We start from the raw sequence: 21,865 nt of genomic DNA on the forward strand, positions 1-21,865 counted from the left end.
AACGATGACGATCGAGACATTGAATGCCGCAGGCCTGATCGACCTTTTCAAGAGCTGGAAGGATCTCTTTTCCGAACAGCGTGAATTCCTCATCGCGCTCGACGGCAAGGTAGGCGACAGCGACCTCGGCATCACCATGAGCAAGTCCTTCGCCGCCGCTGCCGATGCATTGGAGGCAGAGGGCGAAGCGGCAGGTATCGCCAAGCTCCTGCGTACAGCCGGGGCAACAATGGCCCGCACCGCTCCTTCCACCATGGGTACGTTGACGGCGACCGGATTCCTGCGGGCCAGCAAGGCCGTTGAGGGCAAGAATGTGCTGGAAACGGCGGACATGGCCGCCTTCTGGCGCGCCTATCGCGATGGCGTTGCCGAACGCGGCAAGGCGAAGGTCGGCGACAAGACCTTGCTTGACGTGCTCGACCCGATTGCGGTGACACTGGAAGCACAGGCCGTTGCCGGCGCTTCGCTTGCCGATGCGCTCAACGCCGCGGCAGACGCCGCCGAGCAGGCGCTCGAAGCCACCAAGTCCCTGCTTGCCCAGCATGGCAAGGCCGCGGCCTTCCAGGAAAAGACCATCGGCCTGCAGGATGCGGGCGCGACAGTGGGGGCTTTCCTCATCCGCCACATGGCGGACTTCGTGGCAAGCCGGTAGAGACTGCTTCCGGCGAGCCGCAGCGCATGTGCCTCGCCGGCTCGTCGCTCCGACCGGATGTCGGTGCCCCAACGCCAAACGCACCACCGGCGGGACAAGCCGCCGGCGGCGCATCCGGGGGAGGTATCAGTTGAGGGGAATGGCGTTGCCGTCCTTGCTTGTCTGGTAGACGACCGAGAGATCGTCATATTTCAGCCGGATGGCCTCGGCGCGTTCCTTGAACTGCGACCGCTGCGGCTCGGGAAGACGGTCGATCAGTGCGTGGATCGACTGTCCCTTCCAGAAGGCATTCGTTCTGTTGTAGCCGCCGGCGTCGAGCGTGAAGACCTCCTTCAGTATCTTCAGGTCGTGCGGGATGGAGAACGCGTCGCGGGAATCCTCGTGACTGAAGAAGTAGAAGAAATTGTCGAACCCGGCCCAGGTGATCGCCGACAGACACATCGAGCAAGGCTCGTGCGTCGACAGGAAGATGAGGTCCTTGGAGTCCGGCCGATCGCATTGCGGCATCTCGTAGAACCGCTTCAGGGTGTGGACCTCCCCGTGCCACAGCGGATTTTCCGTCTCGTTGTTGGTCTCGACGAGCACCGTGGACAGGTCCGACTTGCGCAGCAGCGCCGCGCCGAAGACCTTGTTGCCGGCAGCAACGCCGACCTCCGTGGTGGGGATGATGCCGTCCTCCATCGTGCCGAACAGGGCATCGAGCAGGCTTCGGGTTTCGGTTTCTTCTGACATTGTGTCTCCGTTGGTGTCGTGGGAAAAGGTGGTCCGGATCAGGGACAGGGCACGATCCGGAGCCAGGGGGGTGTCGGGCGCCCTCAGTGCGCAGCCTCCGGGATCATCGGGATCTCGACGCCCTTGGCGTCATAGAGCTTGCCATTGAGGAAGTAGTCGCCGTCATGAAGCCGGGCGATATCGGTGTAGCGGATCGTTCGCTCGGTGGCCGCCACGAAGACGGACTGCTGGTCCGAATTGCCGGCCTTGACATGGTTGAACAGCAGGTTGAGGACGATCGCCATCAGGGCAGCAGAACTGATGCCGGAATGGAAAATCGTCGCGACCCAGGCCGGAAAGTGCTCGTAGAAGCCGGGCGAGGCGATGGGGATCATACCGAAGCCGATTGAGGTCGCGACAATCACCAGGTTCATGTTGTTCTGGTAGTCGACCTTGGAGAGGGTTCGGATGCCGCTGGCCGCGACCGTGCCGAACAACACGATGCCGGCGCCACCGAGAACCGAACTCGGCACTGCCGCCACGACACGCCCCATGACCGGCAGCAAGCCGAGGATCACGAGGAAAAGGCCTCCGGTCGCCACCACATAGCGGCTCTTGACGCCGGTGACGGCGACAAGCCCGACATTTTGCGCAAAGGCGCTTTGCGTGAACGAGCCGAAGATCGGTGCGAGAATGCTCGACAGCATATCGGCGCGCAGGCCATCGCCCAGACGGCGCGAATCCACCTTCGTCTCGACGATCTCGCCTACGGCGAGAATATCGGCCGATGTCTCCACCAGCGTGACGATGATGACGATAAGCATGGAGATGATGGCGGCGATCTCGAAGGTCGGGTAGCCGAAGTGGAAGATGGTCGGCAGCGCGAAGAAGGGACCGTTCGACACCTGCGAGAAATCGGTCATGCCGACGGCATAGGCAATGCCTGTCCCGATCACAAGCGCGAGCAGGATGGACAGCCGCGAGATCGAAGCGCTGCCGACCTTGCTGAGCAGGAGAACGATGGCCAGTGTCACAGCGGCGAGCTGGATGTTGGCCGGGCTACCGAAATCAGGCGAGCTGCTGTTACCGCCCATGGCCCAGAAGGCGGCGACCGGCATCAGCGTCAACCCGATCGTGGTGATGACGATGCCCGTGACGAGCGGCGGGAAAAAGCGGGTGATGCGCGAGAAGACCGGCGTGATCAGCAACCCGATCAGCGAAGCGGCGATAACGGCGCCCAGGATGGACGGAATGCCGCCATTGCCCGATATCGCCACCATCGTCGCAACGCCGGAGAACGAAACACCCTGCACCAGCGGCAGGCGGCTGCCGAAGAATGGCAGTCCGAGGGTCTGCAGGATGGTGGCAAGGCCGCCGGCAAACAGCGATGCCGTGACCAGCAGGCCGACATCGCTCGGGCTCAGTCCCGCGGCCTGGCCGACGATCAGCGGTACGGCGACGATACCGCCATACATCGTCAGGACATGTTGAAGCCCATAGGCGATGTTGGCGCCGACGCTGAGTTTTTCGTCTTCCGGGCGTGCGACGGTTGCACTTTCTTCGTCTGCATGTGCCAAGGTAAACTCCTCCCTACCTTTGCTTGCGTTGAATTCTGCGATTTTCCCCGTTTCGGTCGATTGCTTCGGCATGGCGCCGGGGCGCTGGCGCATACCGGAACCTCACCTCTCGCCGGCGCTCCCTGCCGGTTGCAGTACTGGCGCGCGCGAAAAACCCGATGGCACATTGCCAAGCAGGCGCTGAGCGGACGGCAACAAGGCGCCGAAGCGCGGCCCCAGGCGCGGCCCAAACAACAGTCATCTGGAAAGAGAGTATTTCTCTGCATGCCCCACCAGTTTCCACAGTTGGACCGGTCGGTTGACCGGTTTCGCCAGGACCCTGTTCCAGGAGGTGCGAGCTCCGGATCGTCATCAACTTGCGTTGAGCGGGGCATTTCATGTGAGGCCTAAACCTGCACTGTTACAAATCCTGCATTCTTTTAGCCGAGCCTGTCAAGCGCCAGCGCTGATCACCGAGGACGCAAACGAGCGCCCCCCTATTGGCAGGACGCAGCGGCGTGCCCGGCAATGTCTAGCCAAATCAAGGTGTCCCAGCCTCGAGGATGCGCTCCATCCGGTCGCATCTTTGCAGAAATGGCAAAAGACCTTCAGGGAAACGGACCGGCAACGCGCGGTCGACATTGCCAGAGAGGGGCGTCGCGGAGCGCTGATGCAGGTCGCGGATTTCGGATCTGATTGCGATGCCAGGACTATCTTGGCCGGCAGCCTGCAATCGTCACGATGTTCTCCTCCGACAGTTCGATAAATTATATAATCTATAGAATTTAATCTAATCGAGAGCGTGCATTCCAACTTGCCCGGGATAGCGTAGTTTTTTCTCCTACCGTCGAAGCGCGAGAGATGAGGATTGTCGCGTGCAGGCGCCGCGCCTGGATGGTTGCCGTCTGTTTCCAACAGGGCACCCAAAAGCACGCGGCAAGCGCCATCGTACCCTATATCCAGACGGTCCTCCCTTCGCCTTCGCATCCGAATGCTTTCAGCAGGTTAGGGGCGACGTCGAGCAGCCTCTCGGCCCGGTCGGTCAGGAGAAACGCCGCCGTCTGCGGCTCGCGATAGGCAAGGATCTCGGCGCGTGAGGCGCGCGTATAGAGACCACGCAAGGCGCGCAGGCAACCGCTATGGGTGACGGCGATATGCGGGCGGGCCGGATCGAGGGTCTGGAGCCATGCCTGCAACCGCCCGGTCAGCCCCGTCCGGCTCTCGCCGCTCGGCATCGCGTACTCCCAGGGGTCGGATGCGTTTGCGCCATATTGCTCCGGCAGATCCCGTTCGATCTCATCGTGCAGGCGCCCTTCCCAAACGCCGTAGCTGCGCTCGGCAAGCCGTGGCTCCTCGGCAAAGCGGTCGAAGGGCACCGCCCAGATATCGGCGAGGATGGAGGCGGTCTGCCGGGCACGGCCAAGAGGGCTCACCCAGAGGGCCGCATCCTGCAGGCCGGCCACGGTTTCCGAAAGCCGTACAGCTACGGCCTGCGCCTGTCGCACGCCATTGGCGGTGAGCGGCGTATCGCGGCTTCCTTGCAGGCGCCCGGCGACGTTCCATTGGGTCTCCCCGTGGCGAATGACGAGGAGGGTGGGCAGAGTATCGGTCATGTCATGAGGCCTTTGCATGGAGAAACCTTCGCCGCCGGGGCGGCGAAGGCAAGGAGGGTCAATCGGCAAGCCACAGAACGGAGGCCGGCTTGATGCCGAGCATTGTCTGGCTGCCCGGAGCAAGCAGGCCGTCGCCGGAATGGAAGGGGGCATCGACCAGCACCGTCGCCTTGCCCACCTCCACGCCGTAGCGCACCGTGGCACCGAGGAACTCCCGGTGCGCGATGGTGCCGGAAAGCGGGACGGCATCGGTTTCGACCGTGCCGATCGTCGCATATTGCGGCCGGAAAACGAGCTTGGCACCGGCCGGAACCTCGACACCGGCCGGGACCGGGATGCTGCCGCCACCGGCAACCTCGAAGCTGCGCGTCGCGCCCTCGCCCTTCACACTGCCCTCCAGGATATTGGCCGTGCCGAGGAAGTTGGCGACGAAGAGATTGGCCGGCTTCTCGTAGAGATGCATCGGCGTGCCGACCTGCTGGATACGGCCCTCGTTGAAGACGGCGATGCGGTCGCAGACCGTGTTCGCCTCCTCCTGGTCGTGGGTGACGAAGATGGTGGTGAGCTTCAGTCGCTGCTGGAGCTCACGCAGCTCCCGCCGCACCTCCACGCGCATCTTCGCGTCCAGGTTCGACAGCGGCTCGTCGAGCAGCAGCACCTTCGGCTCGATAGCGATGGTGCGGGCAAGCGCCACGCGCTGCTGCTGGCCGCCGGAAAGCTGCGAGGGCCGCCGGTCGGCAAGATGCGAGAGCCCGACCAGCGCGAGGGCCGCAGCCACCCGCTTGTCCACCTCGGCGCGCGGCAGGCGCCGTTCCTCGAGGCCGAAGGCGACGTTGCGCGCGACGGTCATGTGCGGCCAGAGCGCGTAGGACTGGAACACCATGCCGATGTCGCGCTTCCACGGCGGCATGTCGAGCACATCCTCGCCGCCGACGACGACCGCACCGTTTTGGGCCTGGTTGAAGCCGGCGATGAGGCGCAGCAGCGTCGTCTTCCCGCAACCGGACGGGCCGAGGAAGGCGAAGAACTCGCCGGGCTGGATATCGAGGTTGATGTCCTTCAGCACATGCAGCGAACCGTAGTAGAGGTTCACGTCGCGGATGCTGATCGCCTTGGCGGGGCTGTCCGCAAGGGTCGCCTTGTCGATATTGATGGTCATAGTCCGTTCCTCCCGGATCATTTGCCGATGCCGAGCGCCTTCTGGCGGCGCTCGATGACGTAGTGGGACAACAGCGTGCAGAGCGCGACCATGACGACCGCGATGACGCCGAGCGCAGCGCCGGGGCCGCGGCCGGCCGGCGATTGCATGAAGACGTAGAGGCCGTAGGCGAGCGGGGCGTCGGAATTGCTCTGGATGAGCATCAGCGTCGCGGAGAGCTCGACGGCAGCTGTCGAGAAACTGGTGACGAAGCCAGCAAGAAGCCCGCCCGTCATCAGCGGCAGCACGATGCGGCGGATGGTCCGCTGCTTGGTCGCCCCGAGGTTTTCCGCCGCCTCTTCCAGCGATTCCGACACCTGTTGCAGGGCGGCATAGCAGGCCCGCAGTGCATAGGGTAGGCGTCGGATGGCGAGCGCCAGCACGACCATGACCCAAAGCGTGGCGAGCGGCGTACCATCCGGCAGCGTCACGCCGTAGAAGGTGCGCAGATAGCCGATCCCGAGCACGACACCGGGAATGGCAAGCGCCGAGGTCGCCGCCCAGTCGAGCCAGCGGCGGCCGACGATCTTGGTGCGCAGCACGAGATAAGCGATGGCACCGCCGACGACCACGTCGATGAGGCCGGCAAGCGTCGCGTAGATCAGCGTGTTCTTGATGTAGATCGAGCTTTCACCGAAGACGCGGCCGTAATGTGCCAGCGTCACCGCATCCGGCAACGGGCTGAAGGACCAGACCGTGGCGAAGGACAGCATGAGCAGGCCGATATGCGGTGAGAGCACGAGCAGGAGGATGAGGCCGACGACACCGTAGGCAAGGATGCTTTCGCCGAGGCCAAGCTTGCGCCGCGACAGGCCACCGCCGCCGCGCTGGGTGGTGGCATAGTCCTTGCCGCGCATGGCGACCGCCGACAGCCACATGGCGAAAATCGAAACGACGATGAGGATGACGGAGATGACGTAGCCCATCGGGTCGGTCAGGCCGACCGAGGTCACGCGCAGATAGGCCTGCGGTGCCAGCATGTCCTTGACGTTGAGGAGAAGCGGCGTCGCGAGATCGTCGAAGACCTTGACGAAGACGAGCGATGCGCCGGCGAGGTAGCCGGGCATGGCGAGCGGGAAGACGATGCGGCGGAAGAGGCGCATGCCGGACGAGCCGAGGTTCTGCGCCGCCTCCTCCATCGACCGGTCGATGTTGCGCAGGCTGGTGGAGAGGTTGATCAGGATGAAGGGGAAATAGTGCAGCGACTGCACGAAGATGACGCCGTTCAGGCCTTCCATGAAAGGAATGCGGACGCCGAACCAGTCGTTGAGCAGAAGGTTGACGGTGCCATTGCGGCCGAACAGCAGCTGCATGGCAACCGCGCCGACGAAGGGCGGCATGATGAGCGGCACGAAGCCGAGCGTCTGGATGACCAGCGATCCGCGAAAGTCGAAGCGCGTCGTCAGGACCGCGAGCGGCAACGCGATGGCGCTCGCCCAGACGACGGACATGGCCGATACATAGACGGAATTGAAGAAGGAGCGACGGAAGAGGTCGGTCCTGAAGAAGTCGACGAAGTTGACGGCGGTGAGCGCGCCGGTGCCCTTCTCCGTGAAGGCGGTGTAGATCACCGTTCCGGCGGGAATGACGAGGAAGATCGCGAGAAACAGCGCAATCAGCGTCACCGCCAGAACCTGGCCGGGCCGCGCCATAATGCGCCGGGCAGGAAGGGATGAAAGTGCGAAAGCCATGAGGCAGTCTCCGGAATGAGATCGGCCGGCCCGGCGGCCGATGGGCACCGGGGGAACGAAGACAGGACGGGAAAACAGGAGGGAGAGGGTTTCCGCTCTCAAGGAGACGCGGAAACCCTCGGGGCGTCAGTCGATGAGGTCGAGCGCCTGCTCGGCCTTGGTCTTGGCGGCAGCGTATTTCTCGCCGGCGAATGCCGCCCACGCCTGTTCCAGCTCGGCCTGGCGGGCCGTCTTCTCCTCGCCGCCGGTGAAGGCGGCGCGCATTTCGTCGCTCGCAGCTTCCTCCGCCGTGACCGGCATCTTGGAGATCAGGCCGTGCGCTTCGGCGATCAGCGCCCGCGCTTCGGCCTGGTCGTTGCTCGCCAATGCCTTCTCAGCAGCATGGATCGCCTTGGTCGCATCGCGCAGGCTGTCGAGCTGGAAGGTGATCAGCTGGTCATAGAGGGCATCGACGACATCCGTGCGCTTCTTGGAAACATCCGAATCGAAGGTGATCATCGACTGGAAGCGCGGATCCTCGAAGGGATTCGGGAAGCCTTCGGGTGCGTCCTTGTAGAGCGCCGGATTGATCGGCAGGCGGCGGATTGCCGGTTCGAGCAGAACGGCCTGCCCCTTTTCCGACAGCAGGTAGTTCACGAAGGCTTCGGCGCCCTTCGGGTTCGGTGCATTGGCAATGATGCCGACATTGGCCGGCACGACGGTGGTGATCGAGGGATAGCTGAAGCTGACGGGGAAACCACTCGCCTTGGCGGAGAAGGCGAAGAAGTCGATGACGATGCCGATACCCGTCTGGCCGGAGTTCACCGCATCCGGCACGCCAAAGGAGCGTTCCGTCACCTGCTGGAGGTTGCCGCCGATGCCCGTCAGCGTCGCCCAGCCCTTTTCCCAGCCCTCACCCTGGAGGATGGTCTCGATGGTGAGATGCGTCGTGCCGGAACGCGAAGGCGCAGCGATCGCGATGTGATCATGATACTCCGGCTTCAGCAGATCGCTCCATTCCGTGGGCTGCGGCAGGTTATTGGCCTCCAGATAGCGGTCGTTCGACATGATGCCGTAGCCGGACGCGGCAAAGCCGAAATAGTAGCCATCCGGATCGTTGACGGGATAAGAGCCGACCTTCTCCGGCAGGCCCGTGACGGACGGAGCAAACTTGGCGAGCAGGTTGCGGCCCTTCAGATTCTCGAAAGCATCAGGCGCGGAAGCCCAGAACAGGTCGACCTGGTTGTTGGCCTTCGTCTCGTCGACGAACTTGACGCCGGAACTCGTGCTCTTGTTCTGCACGTCGAGCGTATAGCCGGGATTGGCGGCCTCGAAGCCGGCCTTGAAGGGATCGGTGACGTCCTTGGAGAAGGACGTGATGACGGTGACCTTTCCGCCGTCCTCAGCATGAACAGTCGAAAGAGCGGCAGCCGACATCAGCATCGCCGCGGCAATGGTCTTGAGCATATGGTTTTCCTCCCAATGGCACCGCCGGCTCTCCGGCGGTCATCAGGATGTCAGCAAGGCCCGTGCCAGTTTCGAAAATCCCGGAAAACCGGTGTTTCCGCCCGAAGAATGGGAAAGAAAGGTAACATCGCCCCCAATTCTCGGGGTCAGAACGGTAACCTCACGCCTCCTCCTCGCCCCCGAGGCCGTGCTTGCGCATCTTGAGATAGAGCGTCTTGCGCGAGATGCCGAGTGCATCGGCCGTCGTGCCGATACGGCCGTCTTGCTCGGCGAGGCTGTCGACGAGGATCGCCCGCTCCACCCGATCCATGCGCGCCTCCAGTGTTTCCCCGGATGACCCGCTCCCGCCGACCGGCAGGTCTTCCAGGCCGAGCACATAGCGCTCGGCAACATTGCGCAGCTCCCGCACATTGCCCGGCCAGCTGCGGCGGTCGAGATCGGCAAGGAAGGTCGCATCCACATGCGGCGCCGCGCGGCCCTGGCGGCGGGCGGCAAGATCGAGGAAGTGACGGAAGAGCAGCGCCACGTCGCCCCGACGCGCCGAAAGCGCGGGAAGCTCCACGCGGGCGATGTCGAGCCGGTAGGCAAGGTCCTCGCGAAACCTGCCCTGCCGGGCGAGCTGATGCAGGTCCGCCTTCGTCGCGGCAACGACCTGGAGATCGACCGCAACCTCGTCGTTCGAGCCGAGCCGCTCGATGACGCGCTCCTGAAGCACACGCAGCAGGCGGACCTGCGCGGACAGCGGCATGGATTCGATCTCGTCGAGGAAGAGCGTGCCGCCGTCGGCATGTTCGATCTTGCCGATGCGCTTGTCCTTCGCCCCGGTGAAGGCGCCGGCCTCATGGCCGAACAGTTCCGATTCCAGCATGGTCTCCGGGATCGCGCCACAATTGACCGCGACGAAGCGGCCCTTGCGCCCACTGAAATCGTGCAGCGCCCGCGCCGTCACCTCCTTGCCGGTGCCGGTTTCCCCCAGAACGAGGATGTCGGTCGCGGCCCCGGCGATGCGCTGCAGTCGCTCACGCAGCAGCACCATCGGCGCCGAATGGCCGATCAGCCGCGCCTCCCAACCATCCATGGCAACGGAAAGGCGCAGACGTCGGTTTTCGACGAGCAACCGGCGATGGGCGAGCGCACGACGTACGGTCTCGATGAGATGGACCGGGTCGGCCGGCTTTTCGAGGAAGTCCCAGGCACCATCCCGCATGGCGCGCAGTGCCATCGGGATATCGCCATGGCCTGTCATCAGCACGATGGGAATCTCCCGGTCGATGGCCCGCACGGCGGCGAGAAGGTCGAAGCCGTCCTGCTGGGGCATGCGCACATCCGACACGATCACCGCCTCGCTGTCCGCCTGCAGGCCGGAAAGCGCAGCGGCGACGGAGCCATGCGCGCTGACGCGAAATCCCTCGATCTCGAGCAGTTCGCGGCAGGCGTCTAGCACATTGGCGTCGTCGTCGACGAGAATGATGTCGGTCGATGCGGTCATGCCGCTCCTTTCAGGGACACGATGAAGCGCGTGCCGCCGGGCCCGGTCTCCAGCACGCTGATATCGGCGCCGAAGTCTTTGATAATGTTGTAGGAAATGGAAAGGCCGAGCCCGAGCCCGGCGCCGACCGGCTTGGTGGTGAAGAAGGGGTCGAAGACTGCGCCGCGATCCTTCGCGGCGATACCCGCGCCAGTATCACCGACGATCAGGCTCGCCCCCGCATCGCTTTTCTCGGCCGTCACCGTCACCATCCGTTCAGGCCGACCGGCGACGGCATCGAGCGCATTGGCGATGAGGTTCACCACGACCTGCTCCAGCCGCACCGGTTCGGCCATCACGCGCGGCATATCGGGCGGCAGGGCGAGCTTCAGTGTCACCCGCTCCTCCTCGAAGCGGTGCTCTAGAAGGCTCAGGGCTTCATGTACGACGGCCGGAAGATCGACGGGGTGCAGCTCCGCATCCGGCCGGCGCGCGAAGCGACGGATATGGCTGATCTGGCCGGCCATGCGGGCTGTCAGAGCGCGGATCTTTTCCAAATTGTTCAGCGCCTGCTCGCTGTTGCCGCGCGCAATCAGCGTCGACCCACTGTGAATATGCGCGCGGATCGCCGCGAGCGGCTGGTTCAGTTCGTGCCCGATGCCCGCCGCCATCTGACCCAGCGCCGCCAGCTTGGCCGACTGCACCAGCTCGTCACGCGTCTGGCGAAACAGGGTGAGAGCCCGGGCGAGGTCCGCCAACTCGTCGTCACCACCGGCGGGAATCCGCACCGCCGGATTGCCCGCACTGATCGCCATCGCGGCATGGGCGAGCTGATCGATGCGCGCCAGCAGACTGCGATGCACGTAGAAGACGCCGATGCCGATGGCAAGCACCACCGCCAGCACGGCGATGGCCGCAAGCAGCTTTCGCCCGAGATCGATGGCCGCGGCAGCCCGCTGTGCCGCCGTACCCGCCCGTGCCTCGATCGCCACCACCTCCGCCTCGATGCGCTGGCCGAGTTCCGCGACGAGCCGGCTGTTCTCCTTTGCCAGTTCTCCGAGCCGGCCCGCCTCGCGCATTTCGGAGCGCTTCCGGTTGGGCGTGCCGGTCGCGGGATCGGATTGCTGCAGGATGCGCCGGGCGAGCTGGCGCACCGTCAGGCTGTCCGGCCAGCCCTCCAGCGTCGCAAGGCGCGCGGCAAGCTCGTCCGCGCTGTCACCGAGAAAGGCATTGGCCTCCTGAACCTCCTCCGCCGTCGCACTGCTGACCAGCCGTGCGATCAACCCTGTGGCAAGATTGGCCTGCGACACCACGGTGAGCAGCGCCTCGCTGCGCCGCTGTTCTCCGAGCGCTGCGGCACTGCGGCCGTTGCGTGTCTCCGCCTCGATGTTGAAGCGGATATCGTCGACCAACGGATCGGCCTCTTCGATAAGATCGGCCTGAACCCAGCGCAGCTCCTCCACATCCGCGCGCATCGCCTCGGCCAGCGTGAAGCGCTTGCCGGCGGCAAGGTCGATCCGGGCGAGATTGCCGTTGATCGACGCCGCCAATGGCAGCAGGGATTGCACCGACGGCTCCGGCTCGTGGTTTTCCAGGAGCGCCTGCAGCGCCGCCAACCGTTCGGCATAGACACGCCTCGTCTCGTCATATTCCGCCCGTGTCTCCGCGCCGGTCAGCGCGGCGGTGACCGAGCCGATATCGGCACCCGCCTTGGAAAGCCGGGAGGCGAAAGCGAGCTGCGGCATCTGCACTTCAGCGATGCGCGAAAGCTCGCCCGACAATTCCCGGTAGGAGAGCCAGCCGACAAGGCTGGCGCAGACGGCGAGGCCGACGATGGCGACGAAGGCCGCGCCAAGACGCGCACCGATACCGAAACGCCAGCGGCTCTGCCCGTTCCATCGTGATTTCTTGCTCGTCTCCATGGCGGCGGCTTCTATCATCGCCGCCCGGCCGCGGTCGAGATGCCAACAAGCAGGCTTTCCGCCCGGGCAAGATTCCGCTCGACGGCGCCGCGGATGTCGCGTGCAAAGGCCTGCTGTTCGGTCGTGCGGGCAATGCCCCGCGGCCATTCCCCCTTCAGGCCTTCGGCCAATCTCTCGACATCCTCGGAAGAGAGCGGGGGTGTGCCGAGCAGCCGGCGCACACTCGCCAAAGTGCTGCGCCTGCCGGCATCCCCCGCAGCCTCGCCCTCAAGCGCCCGCAGCCGTGCCCAGAGACGGGCGAGCATCGCCCGGCGACGGACGATGTAGTCGTCGAAGATCAGGTTGACGATGCCGTAGCGCTCAGCCGAAAGGCGCGCGTTGAAACCGTTCGCCGCCAGCAGCCCACCAGTATTTTCTGCGGGCAGCAACCCGGCATTCAGCGCCGCCCGCACCGGAATGCGTCCGATCGCCGGGCGCAGGAGGATGTCCTGCCCTTCCTGCGAGAACAGGAAGTCGACGAACCGCTCGGCAGCCTCCGCGTTTCTTGCTCGCGAGAGGATGGCGATGTTGGCCGGCACGTAGAGGGGATCCGGCGTCAGCACGAAGACGTTTTCCGCGCCCGAGACATCAGGCGCCTTGGCAAGGAAGTCGATCGTCACGCCGATGCCGAAGCGGCGCTGCGCAACGCCCGAGGCGACGCCGAAGCTGCGCGCCGTCACAGTCGAGAGGTTGCCACCGAGCTCCGACAGCAACGCCCAGCCTCGCTCCCAGCCGTAGGTCTGCAACAGCGCCTCGACGATCAGATGCGTGGTACCGGAACGGGAGGGCGACGTGATGCCGATATGGCCGGCATAGACGGGCATCAGCAGGTCCTGCCAGTTCTGTGGCACCGGCAGGTCGTACTGTGCCAGGTAGGCGGCGTTGTAGACGAGCCCATAACCGGACAGCGCGAAGCCCAGATAGAAGCCCTCCGGATCGTTGACGGGATAGCCGAGAATGCGCTCCGGCGCTCCGGTCTGCCGCGGCTGGATCGCTCGCAGGGCACCCTTGCGCTTCAGGAGTTCGAACGCGTCCGTCGCCGATGCCCAGAAGATATCCGCTGCGACCTCGGGCTTTTCGAGGATGAAACGGCTTGCACTGCCGGTGTTGCGCTGCACGACCGTAACGCGGATATCCGGATTGCGCGCCTCGAAGGCACGCTGGAACGGCTCGTAGAAGGAAGGCGGATAGGAGGTGATGATCGACAGGTCTGCCGCCCGTGCTTCATGCGCGGAAAAAAGCAGCATGAAAGCGAGCAACAGACGCCAGCCCGCGCCGCGATGGTGTCCCGGCCGGTTCAAAACGGGCGTGCCTCCGGTGAAGATGCGAATGTGACAATGACGAAGCCCGGATATTGCCGGGACGCCGGAAGGATGTCCACCCGGCCCCCACATCTCCCCTCTACTCCATCATGCCGGGCAGCCCAGCCGCCAGGGTATCAATCGCCAGCCGGACGCGCGGCAGCATGACGGGGGAGCGCGGCCAGACAGCGTGGGTTTCGAAGGTGACCGACGGCACAGCCTTCAGGACCTGTCGAAGCCGCCCCGCAGCAACATCGTTCCGGATCATCCAGCAGGGCAACCAAGCGAGCCCCAACCCGCGGCAGGCTGCATCCCGGATCGATTCGAGATCGTCCAGCCTTAGGCGGGAGCGGGGCAGGACGACGCGCCAGGGGTCATCGGGCGATGGAAACACCCAGGTATCGTGGCTCTCTCTCTTGCCATAGATGATGCCCTCGTGGTTCGGCAAATCCTCCAGTCGCTGTGGTTCGCCATGCATCTCGATATAGGCCGGCGAGGCACAGACCGTCAGGCGCTGAAAGGCGACCCGCCGGACGACGGTGTCGGCATCGTCCTTGAGACGGCCATTGCGCACCGCAAGATCGAACCCGTCGGCCCGCAGGTCCGCGACACGGTCGCTGAAGGACAGATCGAGTTCGAGCCCCGGATGGTGGTCCAGCAGGCCGATCAGCAGCGGCGCGACGCATTGGCGGCCGAAGATGACAGGCATCGTGACCCGCAGCTTGCCGCGGACATCGCGCCGGCCCGATTCCAGTTCGGCCTCGCCGGCCCGGATCTCCTCGATCGCCCTCAGGCACCGTTCATAGAAATAGCGGCCTTCTTCCGTCATGCCCTGGCTGCGCGTCGTTCGATGAAAGAGCCTGACCTTCAGCCGCGTCTCCATGCGTGCGATCGTCTTGGCGACGGCCGAGCGTGTCAGGTTGAGCCGCTTCGCCGCTGCCGAGAACCCACCGGCATCGACCGCTTCCACGAAAACCGAGACGTCCTTCAGGTGCTCCATATTGTATCCATTCAGGAACCAGTGTGGCGAATTAATACCGCAACTGCCGATGAGTTTTCAACGATAGGCTTCCTTCAACGCATCGAGAAGGAGAATAGCGATGACAATGGCAAGGCAGTGGAGCATGGCGGCGATCGGTCCGAAGGACTTCGCGATCCGCACTGCGGCAATCGCGGAACCCGGGCATGGCGAGGTTCGCGTGCGCACCGAAGCCGTTTCCCTCAACTACCGCGATAAGCTCGTTCTGGAGAGCGGCATGGGCCTGCCGCTGGACTATCCTTTCGTGCCCGCCTCCGACATGGCCGGCGTGGTCGAGGCCGTCGGTCCCGGCGTCAGCCGCTTCAAGGCGGGCGACAAGGTGATCTCCACCTTCATGCCCGGCCGGATCGAGGGCAAGGGCCTGGGCGATGCGCGCAATCCGCCCTACAGGACGCTCGGCGGTGCGCATCCCGGCGTGCTCTCGGAATATGTGACGTTCCCGGCCGACTGGTTCGTTGCCGCACCGAAGACGCTGGATGCCGGGGAAGCGAGCACGCTGCCCTGCGCCGGCCTTACAGCATGGATGGCACTCATCGAGAGCGGAAGCCTGAAGGCCGGTGAGAAGGTGCTGATCCAGGGAACAGGCGGGGTCGCTCTCTTCGCCTTGCAGATCGCACGGGCGCACGGCGCGCAGACCTTCGTCACGTCGTCGAGCGCAGAAAAGCGCGAAAGGCTGCGCGCGCTCAAAGCCGACCATCTGCTCCCGCGTGACGGCTGGGTCGAGCGGCTCATCGACCTGACGGACGGCCATGGCGCCGACCACGTGCTCGATATCGCCGGCGGCGCGGGTTTTGGAGAGGCGCTGAAAGCGGTGGCTGTCGGCGGGCGGGTCTCCTTGATCGGCGTGTTCGAAGGGTTCGAAATCTCCGGTCCCGCCTCCGCGCTTCTTCTCAAGTCACCGGTCGTGCAGGGCATTTCGGTCGGTCATCGCCGGGCACTGGAGGATTTCGTACGGGCCGTGGACAGCATCGGCCTCAAGCCGGTGATCGACAGGCGCTATCGCTTCGAGGAGGCGGATCAGGCCTTTGCACATCTCGATCGTGGACCATTCGGGAAGGTCGTGATCGAGTTCTGACCGTCGTTGAACCGCCCGGCGCAAAAATACGCCGGGCGGCAGAGCCGTGTTGAACGCCTGTACGGGGCAAGGGCTATGCCGACTGGACGGCCCTGATACGCTCGACGCCGCCAACGACGGCTGAGAAATCCTGCCAGACGCCCTGCGCGCCCTTCTGCCATTCGTCAAACGCGTCCGGTTTCAGCACCTTGCCGCCGTTCTTCAGCGATTGCTCGACGGACTTCGCTTCGTCCTCGACAATGAGCTGGTTGAAATAGGCCGCCCCCTGCCGCGATGCATCCTGGAAGACGGCCTTCTGCTCATCGTTAAGCTGGCCCCAGAAGCCGGCGGCGTAGTAGATGACGCCCGATGCCCAGATATGGCCCGTTTCCGTCATGTAGGGCACGACTTCGTAGAGCTTGAAACCGGCATAGGCGGATTTGGTAAGGTCCATGGCATCGGCAACGCCGGTCGACAACGCATTGTAGGTCTCGGTGATCGGAATACCCACGGCGTGGTGTCGAAAGCGCTCCACAACCTCGTGTGCAGCGGGCTCTGGATAACCCGGATCTTCTTGCCCTTCAGCTGGTCCGGGCGCGTGACCGGCTCCTTGGTGAGGAGATGGCGCGCTCCGTAGTTGATGAAGTCGCCGACCACGAAATTCTGCGCGGCAAGCTTCTGCCGGAGGTCGGCGCCGACGTCGCCATCGACCGTCTTGCGCACATGGGCGGCATCCCGGAAGAGGAAGGGCAGGTCGAGTATCTGCAGGTCCGGTACCCAGCCCGAAAGCGAGGAGACTGTCGAAAGGCTGGCGTGAACGGAACCGAGGCGGGCGCCTTCGGCCACTTCCTTCTCGCCGCCCAGTGCGCCGTTCTTGACGATATTGAAGCGGAACTGGCCCGGAAGCTGCGCCTCCACCAGTTCGCTGATCTTCACCCACACCCTGGTTTCCGGCTTGTCGTCACCCAAGAGCGAGGCGACCGTGATCGTCGTCGCGCTGGCGGATGCCGCGCGAATATAGGCCGGCGCCGCAAAAGCGAGCCCGGTGGCGGCAGCGGTCTTCAAAAGAGTACGGCGGTTGAGATTGCCCATGTCTGATGTCCCCATGACAAGATGCGTTAGAAAAGAATCGCCCAGGCGCAAAGGATCGCCAGGGAAACGAGAAGCGCGGCGAGATAGGGCACGACGGCCCGAAAGAGCGCTGTGGCGGGAATGCGGGTCACGCCGCTCACCACGAAGATGAGCATGCCGAGCGGCGGCGTCAGACCGTGGATCATCAGATTGACCACCAGAATGACCCCGAAATGGATCGGATCGATGCCGGCGGCCACCGCGGCCGGCAGCAGGATCGGGCCGAACAGCAGGATCGCCGCGCCGATATCGAGCACGAGGCCGACGACGAGAAGGATGATGTTCGAAAGGATGAGGACCGCAAGCGCACTTCCGCCCAAAACTGTCACGAATTGGGTGACGAGGCCCGAGACGTCATCCACGGCGAGCAGGAACGCGAAGGGACCGGCGGTGCCGATCAGCAAACCGATCGCAGCCGCTTCCGTCGCTGCCTGGCGGAAGGAAAGAAAGACGGAACCGAACCCGAGTTTCGACCAGGCCGCAAGGCCGAGCGTGTAGAGCGCAGCGAGGGCGGCAGCTTCCGTCGTCGTGACGACGCCGACGCGGATGCCCACCACGACAATGATACCAAGGCCGAAGGCCGGAATGGCCGCTATGGCGGCCCTTCCACGTTCGGCGCCCGTCGCACGGACCTGCCCTACCTGCTCCCGGACCGTCAGGTGAATGGCCACCGCAAGGCAAACGGCCATCAGCCCGCCGGCAAAGAAACCCCCAACCAGAAGCGAACCCACGGACAGGTTGGTCGCCGCAGCAAGGATCAGGAAGGTGATCGAGGGCGGAATGACGTTGTCCAGTACCGAGGTCGCGGCGATGATCGCACCGGCCCGCGCCGGCGGATAACCGTGGCGGACAAGTTCGGGCTGGAAGGTCGATGCACCAAAGGCAGCATTGGCGACAGACGAGCCGGAAGCGCCGGAAAACAGCACGCTCGTCAGAAGCGTCGTCTGCGCCAACCCAGCCCGCCGGTGGCCGACCATGGAGGCGGCGAAACGCACGAGCTGGTTGGCGACCCCGGATGCCGTCAAGAGCCCGCCGACCAGGAGAAAGAAGGGAATGGCGAGCAGCAGGAACTTCGACATGCCGGTAACGGTCGTCGAAACGATCGCCGGTTCCGGCAGGCTGCTGCCGAAGGCGATCGCGACATAGGCCGCGGCAAGGAAGGCATGCGCCAGCGGCGCGGCCAGAAGCAGGCCAAGCCCCGCCACGACCGCCAGAAAGAGGCTTGGCGGCAGGTCCGTGCCAAATCCGGTCTCCGGGACACCGAAATAGACCGCCGCACCGAGCACGAGCGATGCGGATACGCCGCCGATCCTGCCCTCTCCGATCCGTCGCAGGACAAGCACGACAAGGACGAGGCCGCCTCCCGCACCAAGAAAACCGAAGCGGATCCATTCCGGGATGCCAAGCGTCGGCGATACGCCGCCCAGCATGGCCATAATCTCGCTGCCGCCAAAAAGCAGGATCGACGCGGCAAGGACCGTGAACACATCCGCGAGCATCTGAGCCAGGGGCAGCAAACGCGCCGGCAGCAACCGAATGAAAACATCGAGCCGCATGGCCAGCGCGCTGCCGAGGCTGAGCGGCGCGCCAAGCGCGATCAGCGCGACATGCAGCCAGATTGCAAGATCTTCGGAGCCGACGAAGCCGGTCGAGAAGAAATAGCGCAATCCGACGCTCACCAGCACAACCGCAAGCAGCACGGTAAGAATAAAGGCCGCGAAGGCGCCGAGCGCATCTTCGATCCGCTTCAATGCATGTTCGGCAAGATTGCGCGCGGGCGCGGCCGGCGCGTCGAGGATGGAGGACTGGTTGATGGCCACGCGTTTACCTTTCCGCTCTCAGGCGCTCTTGACCGTCGAGAGGTCGCGGTCGAAGAGTGTCGACCAGGTGAATTGCCGCGCCTGCGACACCTCCCGGGAAACATCGAGCCGCGGCAGAACCGTCTCGCCAAAACGATAGGCTTCCTCAAGCAGGGGCATGCCGGAGAGGATGAAGGTTTCGACGCCGGCTTTCCTGTAGGCCTCCAGCGTCCGGATAACGGTATCGGGCGAGCCGACGATCGCCGTACCCGGTCCCGGCCGGACAAGCCCGATGCCAGCCCAGAGATCCGGAGCGACTTCCAGGTCCCGCAGGTTGGTGGGCTTCAGGCCGCCGTGCATCGCGGTCATGCGCTGCTGGCCGACGGAGTCGCTCCGGCCGACAAAGCGCTGATTGGCTGCAATTGCAGTGTCGTCCATGCGGTCGTAGAGATCCGCAGCAGCCTCCCAGGCCTTGGCATCCGTGTCGCGCACGATCACGTAGAGCCGGATGCCATATTCAAGCTTGCGGCCATAGCGGTCCGCCCTCGCCTTCACCGCGTCGACCTTTTCCTTGATCTGCTCCGGCGTCTCGCCCCACGACAGATACGTGTCGACATGCCTGGCGGCGACGTCGAGTGCCTTGTCGGAGGATCCGCCGAACCAGAGCGGTGGCGGCGCGATGGTCTCGCCGACCGGTAACGCCAGCCGAGCACCGTCCGTCTTGAAATACCTGCCCTGGTGCGTGACGCTTTCGCCGGCAAACAGACGATGCCAGATCTGCAGATATTCATCCGCCATATCGTAGCGCTCGTCATGCGGCATGGTCATGCCATAGGCGCCGAGCATCTTCGCGTCGCCGGAGACGATGTTGATCAACAGCCGCCCGCGCGAGAACTCCCGCAGCGTCGCCGCCATCTTAGCGAGCAGCGTCGGCGCGACGAGGCCGGGATGGATCGCGACGAGGAATTTCATCCGTTCCGTGGAAGACAGCAGCGCGCTTGCCAGCACCCAGACGTCGTGCGCACCGGTCGCAAACAGCGCACCGGTAAAACCGAGATGGTCATAGGCCTGGGCGAGCTGCTTGTAATATCCGAGATCGACCTTGCGGGAGCCTTCCGGCTGCCAGGGATAGGCCCCATCCGGAGCGCACATATACCAGAGAACGTTCATCGAAGGCTCCTCAAGCGGACAGGATCGATAGCTTCAATGCGACCCCGGTGGAAAAATGACCGTGCCGGTGAAGGGTGTCGGCCTCGGCTTGCTGTTCGGCGATAATCTCCGCGCCCGCCGGACCGACGGAGAAATCCCGAGAGCGAAGGACACGCTCCCAGGCATCCGCATCGCCATCGCTGTTCTCTTCCGCAGCCAGCAGCTCCGCCGCCTTGCGGAGATCCGCCGTCACTTCCCGGCCGACACGATCGAGTTCGTCCGTGATGGTCCGGATCGTTTCGGCCGGCAGCGCGTGCCGTTCGAGCGTCCAGAAGAGGGAGCGGTTGGGAATGGTCCCGCCGCAGCGGACGAGCAGTCGCAGGTCCGGCCTGCCCGAGACCCTTTCGAGGCGTGGCGACATGGCGACCCAGGCATCGACCCGACCCTCCAGAAGTTCCTCCAGGGAATCGTGGTGGGCGCTCTCGACCCTCGTCACATCTGCCAGGCCGAGCCCCTCGCCTTCCAGGCTGCGCGCCAGCAGATACGTGTGAAAGGAGCCATCGACGAGGGAAACCCGCTTGCCGGCAAGGCCGGCCATGGACTGGATATCGCTGTCCACCCGCACGAAAATCGCGCCATTGGCCGGGCGCGGCGCCGAAGCCGCGATGTACTGCACGCCGAGCCCGAGCGCATCGGCCTCGATCGGCGGTGTCGAGCCCGTGCCGCCAAAATGGATCCTGCCGCTTTCAAGCAAGCGGGCGGTATTGCGCCCTTCGCCATAAGGCACGAATTCCGGGTCAAGTTTCGCGAAGCTGCCCGGCCAGAGCCGGGCGAGCCGCAAATGTAGATTGTTCGGATGGACGCCGATCCGCATCTTCACTCCCGCATGTCAATTCTGCGAGACAATTTACTTTTTTATAGATTGAAAGCGAGGAAGGCTGTCCCGGCCTGCGGGCGCAATCGCAATGCTAATTCTACTAAATCAATAGAATAAGAAATGTTTCTGCTTCCGTCGACGAAGCGCTGTCCCGGCCGTTGAATTTGAGCGAGAGACATTTTACTTTTTTATAGAGCAATAGGGAGTGTGTCCTTGACCAAGCCGGTCTCCAATCGAATTTGCCGCAGCGTCGGCGAGGCCAGCGAGCTCCTGAAACTGGTTGGCAATGCCAATCGCCTCGCGATCATCTGTTATCTCATGGAGACGGAGGCCTCCGTTTCTGCCCTCGAAGAGGAGCTCGGCATCCGCCAGCCAACGCTGTCGCAGCAGCTCGCCGAACTGCGTGAAGCCGGCATCGTCATGGCGCGCAGGGAGGGCAAGGCGATCGTCTATCGTGTCGGCGATCCAAGGGCCGAGGCGATCGTGCATACCCTGCGCCAGCTCTATGCAGGCCTCGACGACGTGACCGGGCGCTTCGCCATGCGGGCGCTGCCGGTCGAGGACAGGATGTTCGACTGACGATGATCGACCTCTACACCTGGATCACTCCGAACGGTCTGAAGGTCTCGATCGCGCTCGAAGAGTTCGGCCTCGACTATCGCCCCCACACGATCGATATCACCCGGGGCGACCAGTTCTCGCCGGAATACCGAAAAATCAATCCCGGTTCGAAGATCCCGGCGATCATCGACCATGACACGGGCGTCACGCTTTCCGATTCAAGCGCGATCCTTCTCTACCTTGCGGAAAAGACCGGCCGCTTGCTGCCGGCGAGCGGCCCCGCCCGGATCGAGGCCGTCGAATGGCTCTTCTGGCAGGCAGGAGGCTTCGGCCCGACACTGGGGCACGCGCATACCTTCCTCACCTACAATCCCGGAAAGGCACCCTTCGCCGAGGCCCTGTTCGCGGGCGAAACACGCCGACTCTACGGCACCCTCGAGGCACGGTTGGCCGGTCGCGAGCATATCGCCGGCGACTATTCGATCGCCGACATCGCGATCTGGCCATGGGTCTCGCGCTTCCAGCGCCACGTGATCGATCTTGGCGACTTTCCCGAGGTACAGCGCTGGTATCTCGCAATGGCAGGCCGCGCACCCGTGAAACGCGGCTACGCGGTCCCGCATGTCACAGGCGAGATACCGTTACCCTGAAAGCGGCA

Annotated in this window: 17 protein-coding genes and 1 pseudogene; 4 read left to right on the forward strand and 14 right to left on the reverse strand. The window is 64.2% G+C overall.

The window, feature by feature from the left end:
- The first annotated feature begins 4 nt into the window (after window positions 1–4).
- Window positions 5–652 carry a dihydroxyacetone kinase family protein gene (locus K0P03_RS24940; RefSeq protein WP_272790889.1) on the forward strand — a complete coding sequence of 216 codons (648 nt, stop codon included), beginning with the start codon at window positions 5–7 and terminating at the stop codon, window positions 650–652.
- A 126-nt stretch (window positions 653–778) separates the two neighbouring features.
- On the opposite strand, the gene K0P03_RS24945 is transcribed toward K0P03_RS24940, so the two are convergent.
- From K0P03_RS24945 to K0P03_RS24990, 10 genes are all read right to left on the reverse strand, one after another.
- Window positions 779–1,384, reverse strand: a complete 606-nt coding sequence (locus K0P03_RS24945) for a nucleoside deaminase (RefSeq protein WP_024270398.1) — start codon at window positions 1,382–1,384, stop codon at window positions 779–781.
- 83 nt (window positions 1,385–1,467) lie between these two features.
- Window positions 1,468–3,012 carry a nucleobase:cation symporter-2 family protein gene (locus K0P03_RS24950; protein ID WP_443020606.1) on the reverse strand — a complete coding sequence of 515 codons (1,545 nt, stop codon included), beginning with the start codon at window positions 3,010–3,012 and terminating at the stop codon, window positions 1,468–1,470.
- A gap of 860 nt (window positions 3,013–3,872) precedes the next feature.
- The gene (locus K0P03_RS24955; protein WP_272790890.1) at window positions 3,873–4,532 is read right to left on the reverse strand and encodes a histidine phosphatase family protein; all 660 of its coding nucleotides are present in this window, start codon (window positions 4,530–4,532) and stop codon (window positions 3,873–3,875) included.
- Between the two features lie 58 nt (window positions 4,533–4,590).
- Window positions 4,591–5,691 carry an ABC transporter ATP-binding protein gene (locus K0P03_RS24960; RefSeq protein ID WP_272790891.1) on the reverse strand — a complete coding sequence of 367 codons (1,101 nt, stop codon included), beginning with the start codon at window positions 5,689–5,691 and terminating at the stop codon, window positions 4,591–4,593.
- Between the two features lie 17 nt (window positions 5,692–5,708).
- Window positions 5,709–7,421, reverse strand: coding sequence for an ABC transporter permease (locus K0P03_RS24965; RefSeq protein WP_272790892.1), 1,713 nt, complete (start codon window positions 7,419–7,421; stop codon window positions 5,709–5,711).
- Window positions 7,422–7,547: 126 nt separating this feature from the next.
- A complete protein-coding gene (locus K0P03_RS24970) occupies window positions 7,548–8,867 on the reverse strand; it encodes an extracellular solute-binding protein (protein ID WP_023512693.1) in 1,320 nt (439 codons plus the stop codon).
- A 160-nt stretch (window positions 8,868–9,027) separates the two neighbouring features.
- The gene (locus K0P03_RS24975) at window positions 9,028–10,356 is read right to left on the reverse strand and encodes a sigma-54-dependent transcriptional regulator (RefSeq protein ID WP_272790893.1); all 1,329 of its coding nucleotides are present in this window, start codon (window positions 10,354–10,356) and stop codon (window positions 9,028–9,030) included.
- Window positions 10,353–12,257: an ATP-binding protein gene (locus K0P03_RS24980; protein ID WP_272790895.1), complete on the reverse strand. Its 1,905-nt coding sequence runs from the start codon at window positions 12,255–12,257 to the stop codon at window positions 10,353–10,355. Before K0P03_RS24980 ends, K0P03_RS24975 begins: the two co-directional genes overlap by 4 nt.
- A gap of 14 nt (window positions 12,258–12,271) precedes the next feature.
- Window positions 12,272–13,543 (reverse strand): ABC transporter substrate-binding protein, encoded by a 1,272-nt coding sequence (locus K0P03_RS24985; protein WP_157255829.1) that lies wholly within the window; start codon window positions 13,541–13,543, stop codon window positions 12,272–12,274.
- 154 nt (window positions 13,544–13,697) lie between these two features.
- Window positions 13,698–14,597, reverse strand: coding sequence for a LysR family transcriptional regulator (locus tag K0P03_RS24990; RefSeq protein WP_272790896.1), 900 nt, complete (start codon window positions 14,595–14,597; stop codon window positions 13,698–13,700).
- A gap of 100 nt (window positions 14,598–14,697) precedes the next feature.
- Here K0P03_RS24990 and K0P03_RS24995 point away from each other — a divergent pair, with 100 nt between their 5' ends.
- Entirely contained in the window at window positions 14,698–15,711 is a 1,014-nt protein-coding gene (locus K0P03_RS24995) for a zinc-dependent alcohol dehydrogenase family protein (protein ID WP_272790897.1), read from the forward strand.
- Between the two features lie 73 nt (window positions 15,712–15,784).
- On the opposite strand, the pseudogene K0P03_RS25000 reads toward K0P03_RS24995, so the two are convergent.
- The 4 genes and pseudogenes from K0P03_RS25000 to K0P03_RS25015 form a co-directional block, all read right to left on the reverse strand.
- A pseudogene (locus tag K0P03_RS25000) lies at window positions 15,785–16,782 on the reverse strand (TRAP transporter substrate-binding protein).
- A gap of 26 nt (window positions 16,783–16,808) precedes the next feature.
- On the reverse strand, window positions 16,809–18,620 hold the full coding sequence (locus K0P03_RS25005) for a TRAP transporter large permease (protein ID WP_272791107.1): 1,812 nt from the start codon (window positions 18,618–18,620) through the stop codon (window positions 16,809–16,811).
- 39 nt (window positions 18,621–18,659) lie between these two features.
- Window positions 18,660–19,790, reverse strand: a complete 1,131-nt coding sequence (locus K0P03_RS25010) for an LLM class flavin-dependent oxidoreductase (protein WP_272790898.1) — start codon at window positions 19,788–19,790, stop codon at window positions 18,660–18,662.
- Between the two features lie 10 nt (window positions 19,791–19,800).
- A complete protein-coding gene (locus K0P03_RS25015) occupies window positions 19,801–20,643 on the reverse strand; it encodes an ABC transporter substrate-binding protein (RefSeq protein ID WP_272790899.1) in 843 nt (280 codons plus the stop codon).
- Window positions 20,644–20,859: 216 nt separating this feature from the next.
- Between K0P03_RS25015 and K0P03_RS25020 the strand changes: the two genes are divergently transcribed.
- Together K0P03_RS25020 and K0P03_RS25025 are read left to right on the forward strand one after the other, a co-directional pair.
- A complete protein-coding gene (locus tag K0P03_RS25020; RefSeq protein WP_023512576.1) occupies window positions 20,860–21,225 on the forward strand; it encodes an ArsR/SmtB family transcription factor in 366 nt (121 codons plus the stop codon).
- Between the two features lie 2 nt (window positions 21,226–21,227).
- Window positions 21,228–21,857: a glutathione S-transferase family protein gene (locus K0P03_RS25025; protein WP_272790900.1), complete on the forward strand. Its 630-nt coding sequence runs from the start codon at window positions 21,228–21,230 to the stop codon at window positions 21,855–21,857.
- The last annotated feature ends 8 nt before the right edge of the window (window positions 21,858–21,865 follow it).

Source organism: Shinella sp. HY16 (assembly GCF_028534175.1).
GTDB lineage: Bacteria > Pseudomonadota > Alphaproteobacteria > Rhizobiales > Rhizobiaceae > Shinella.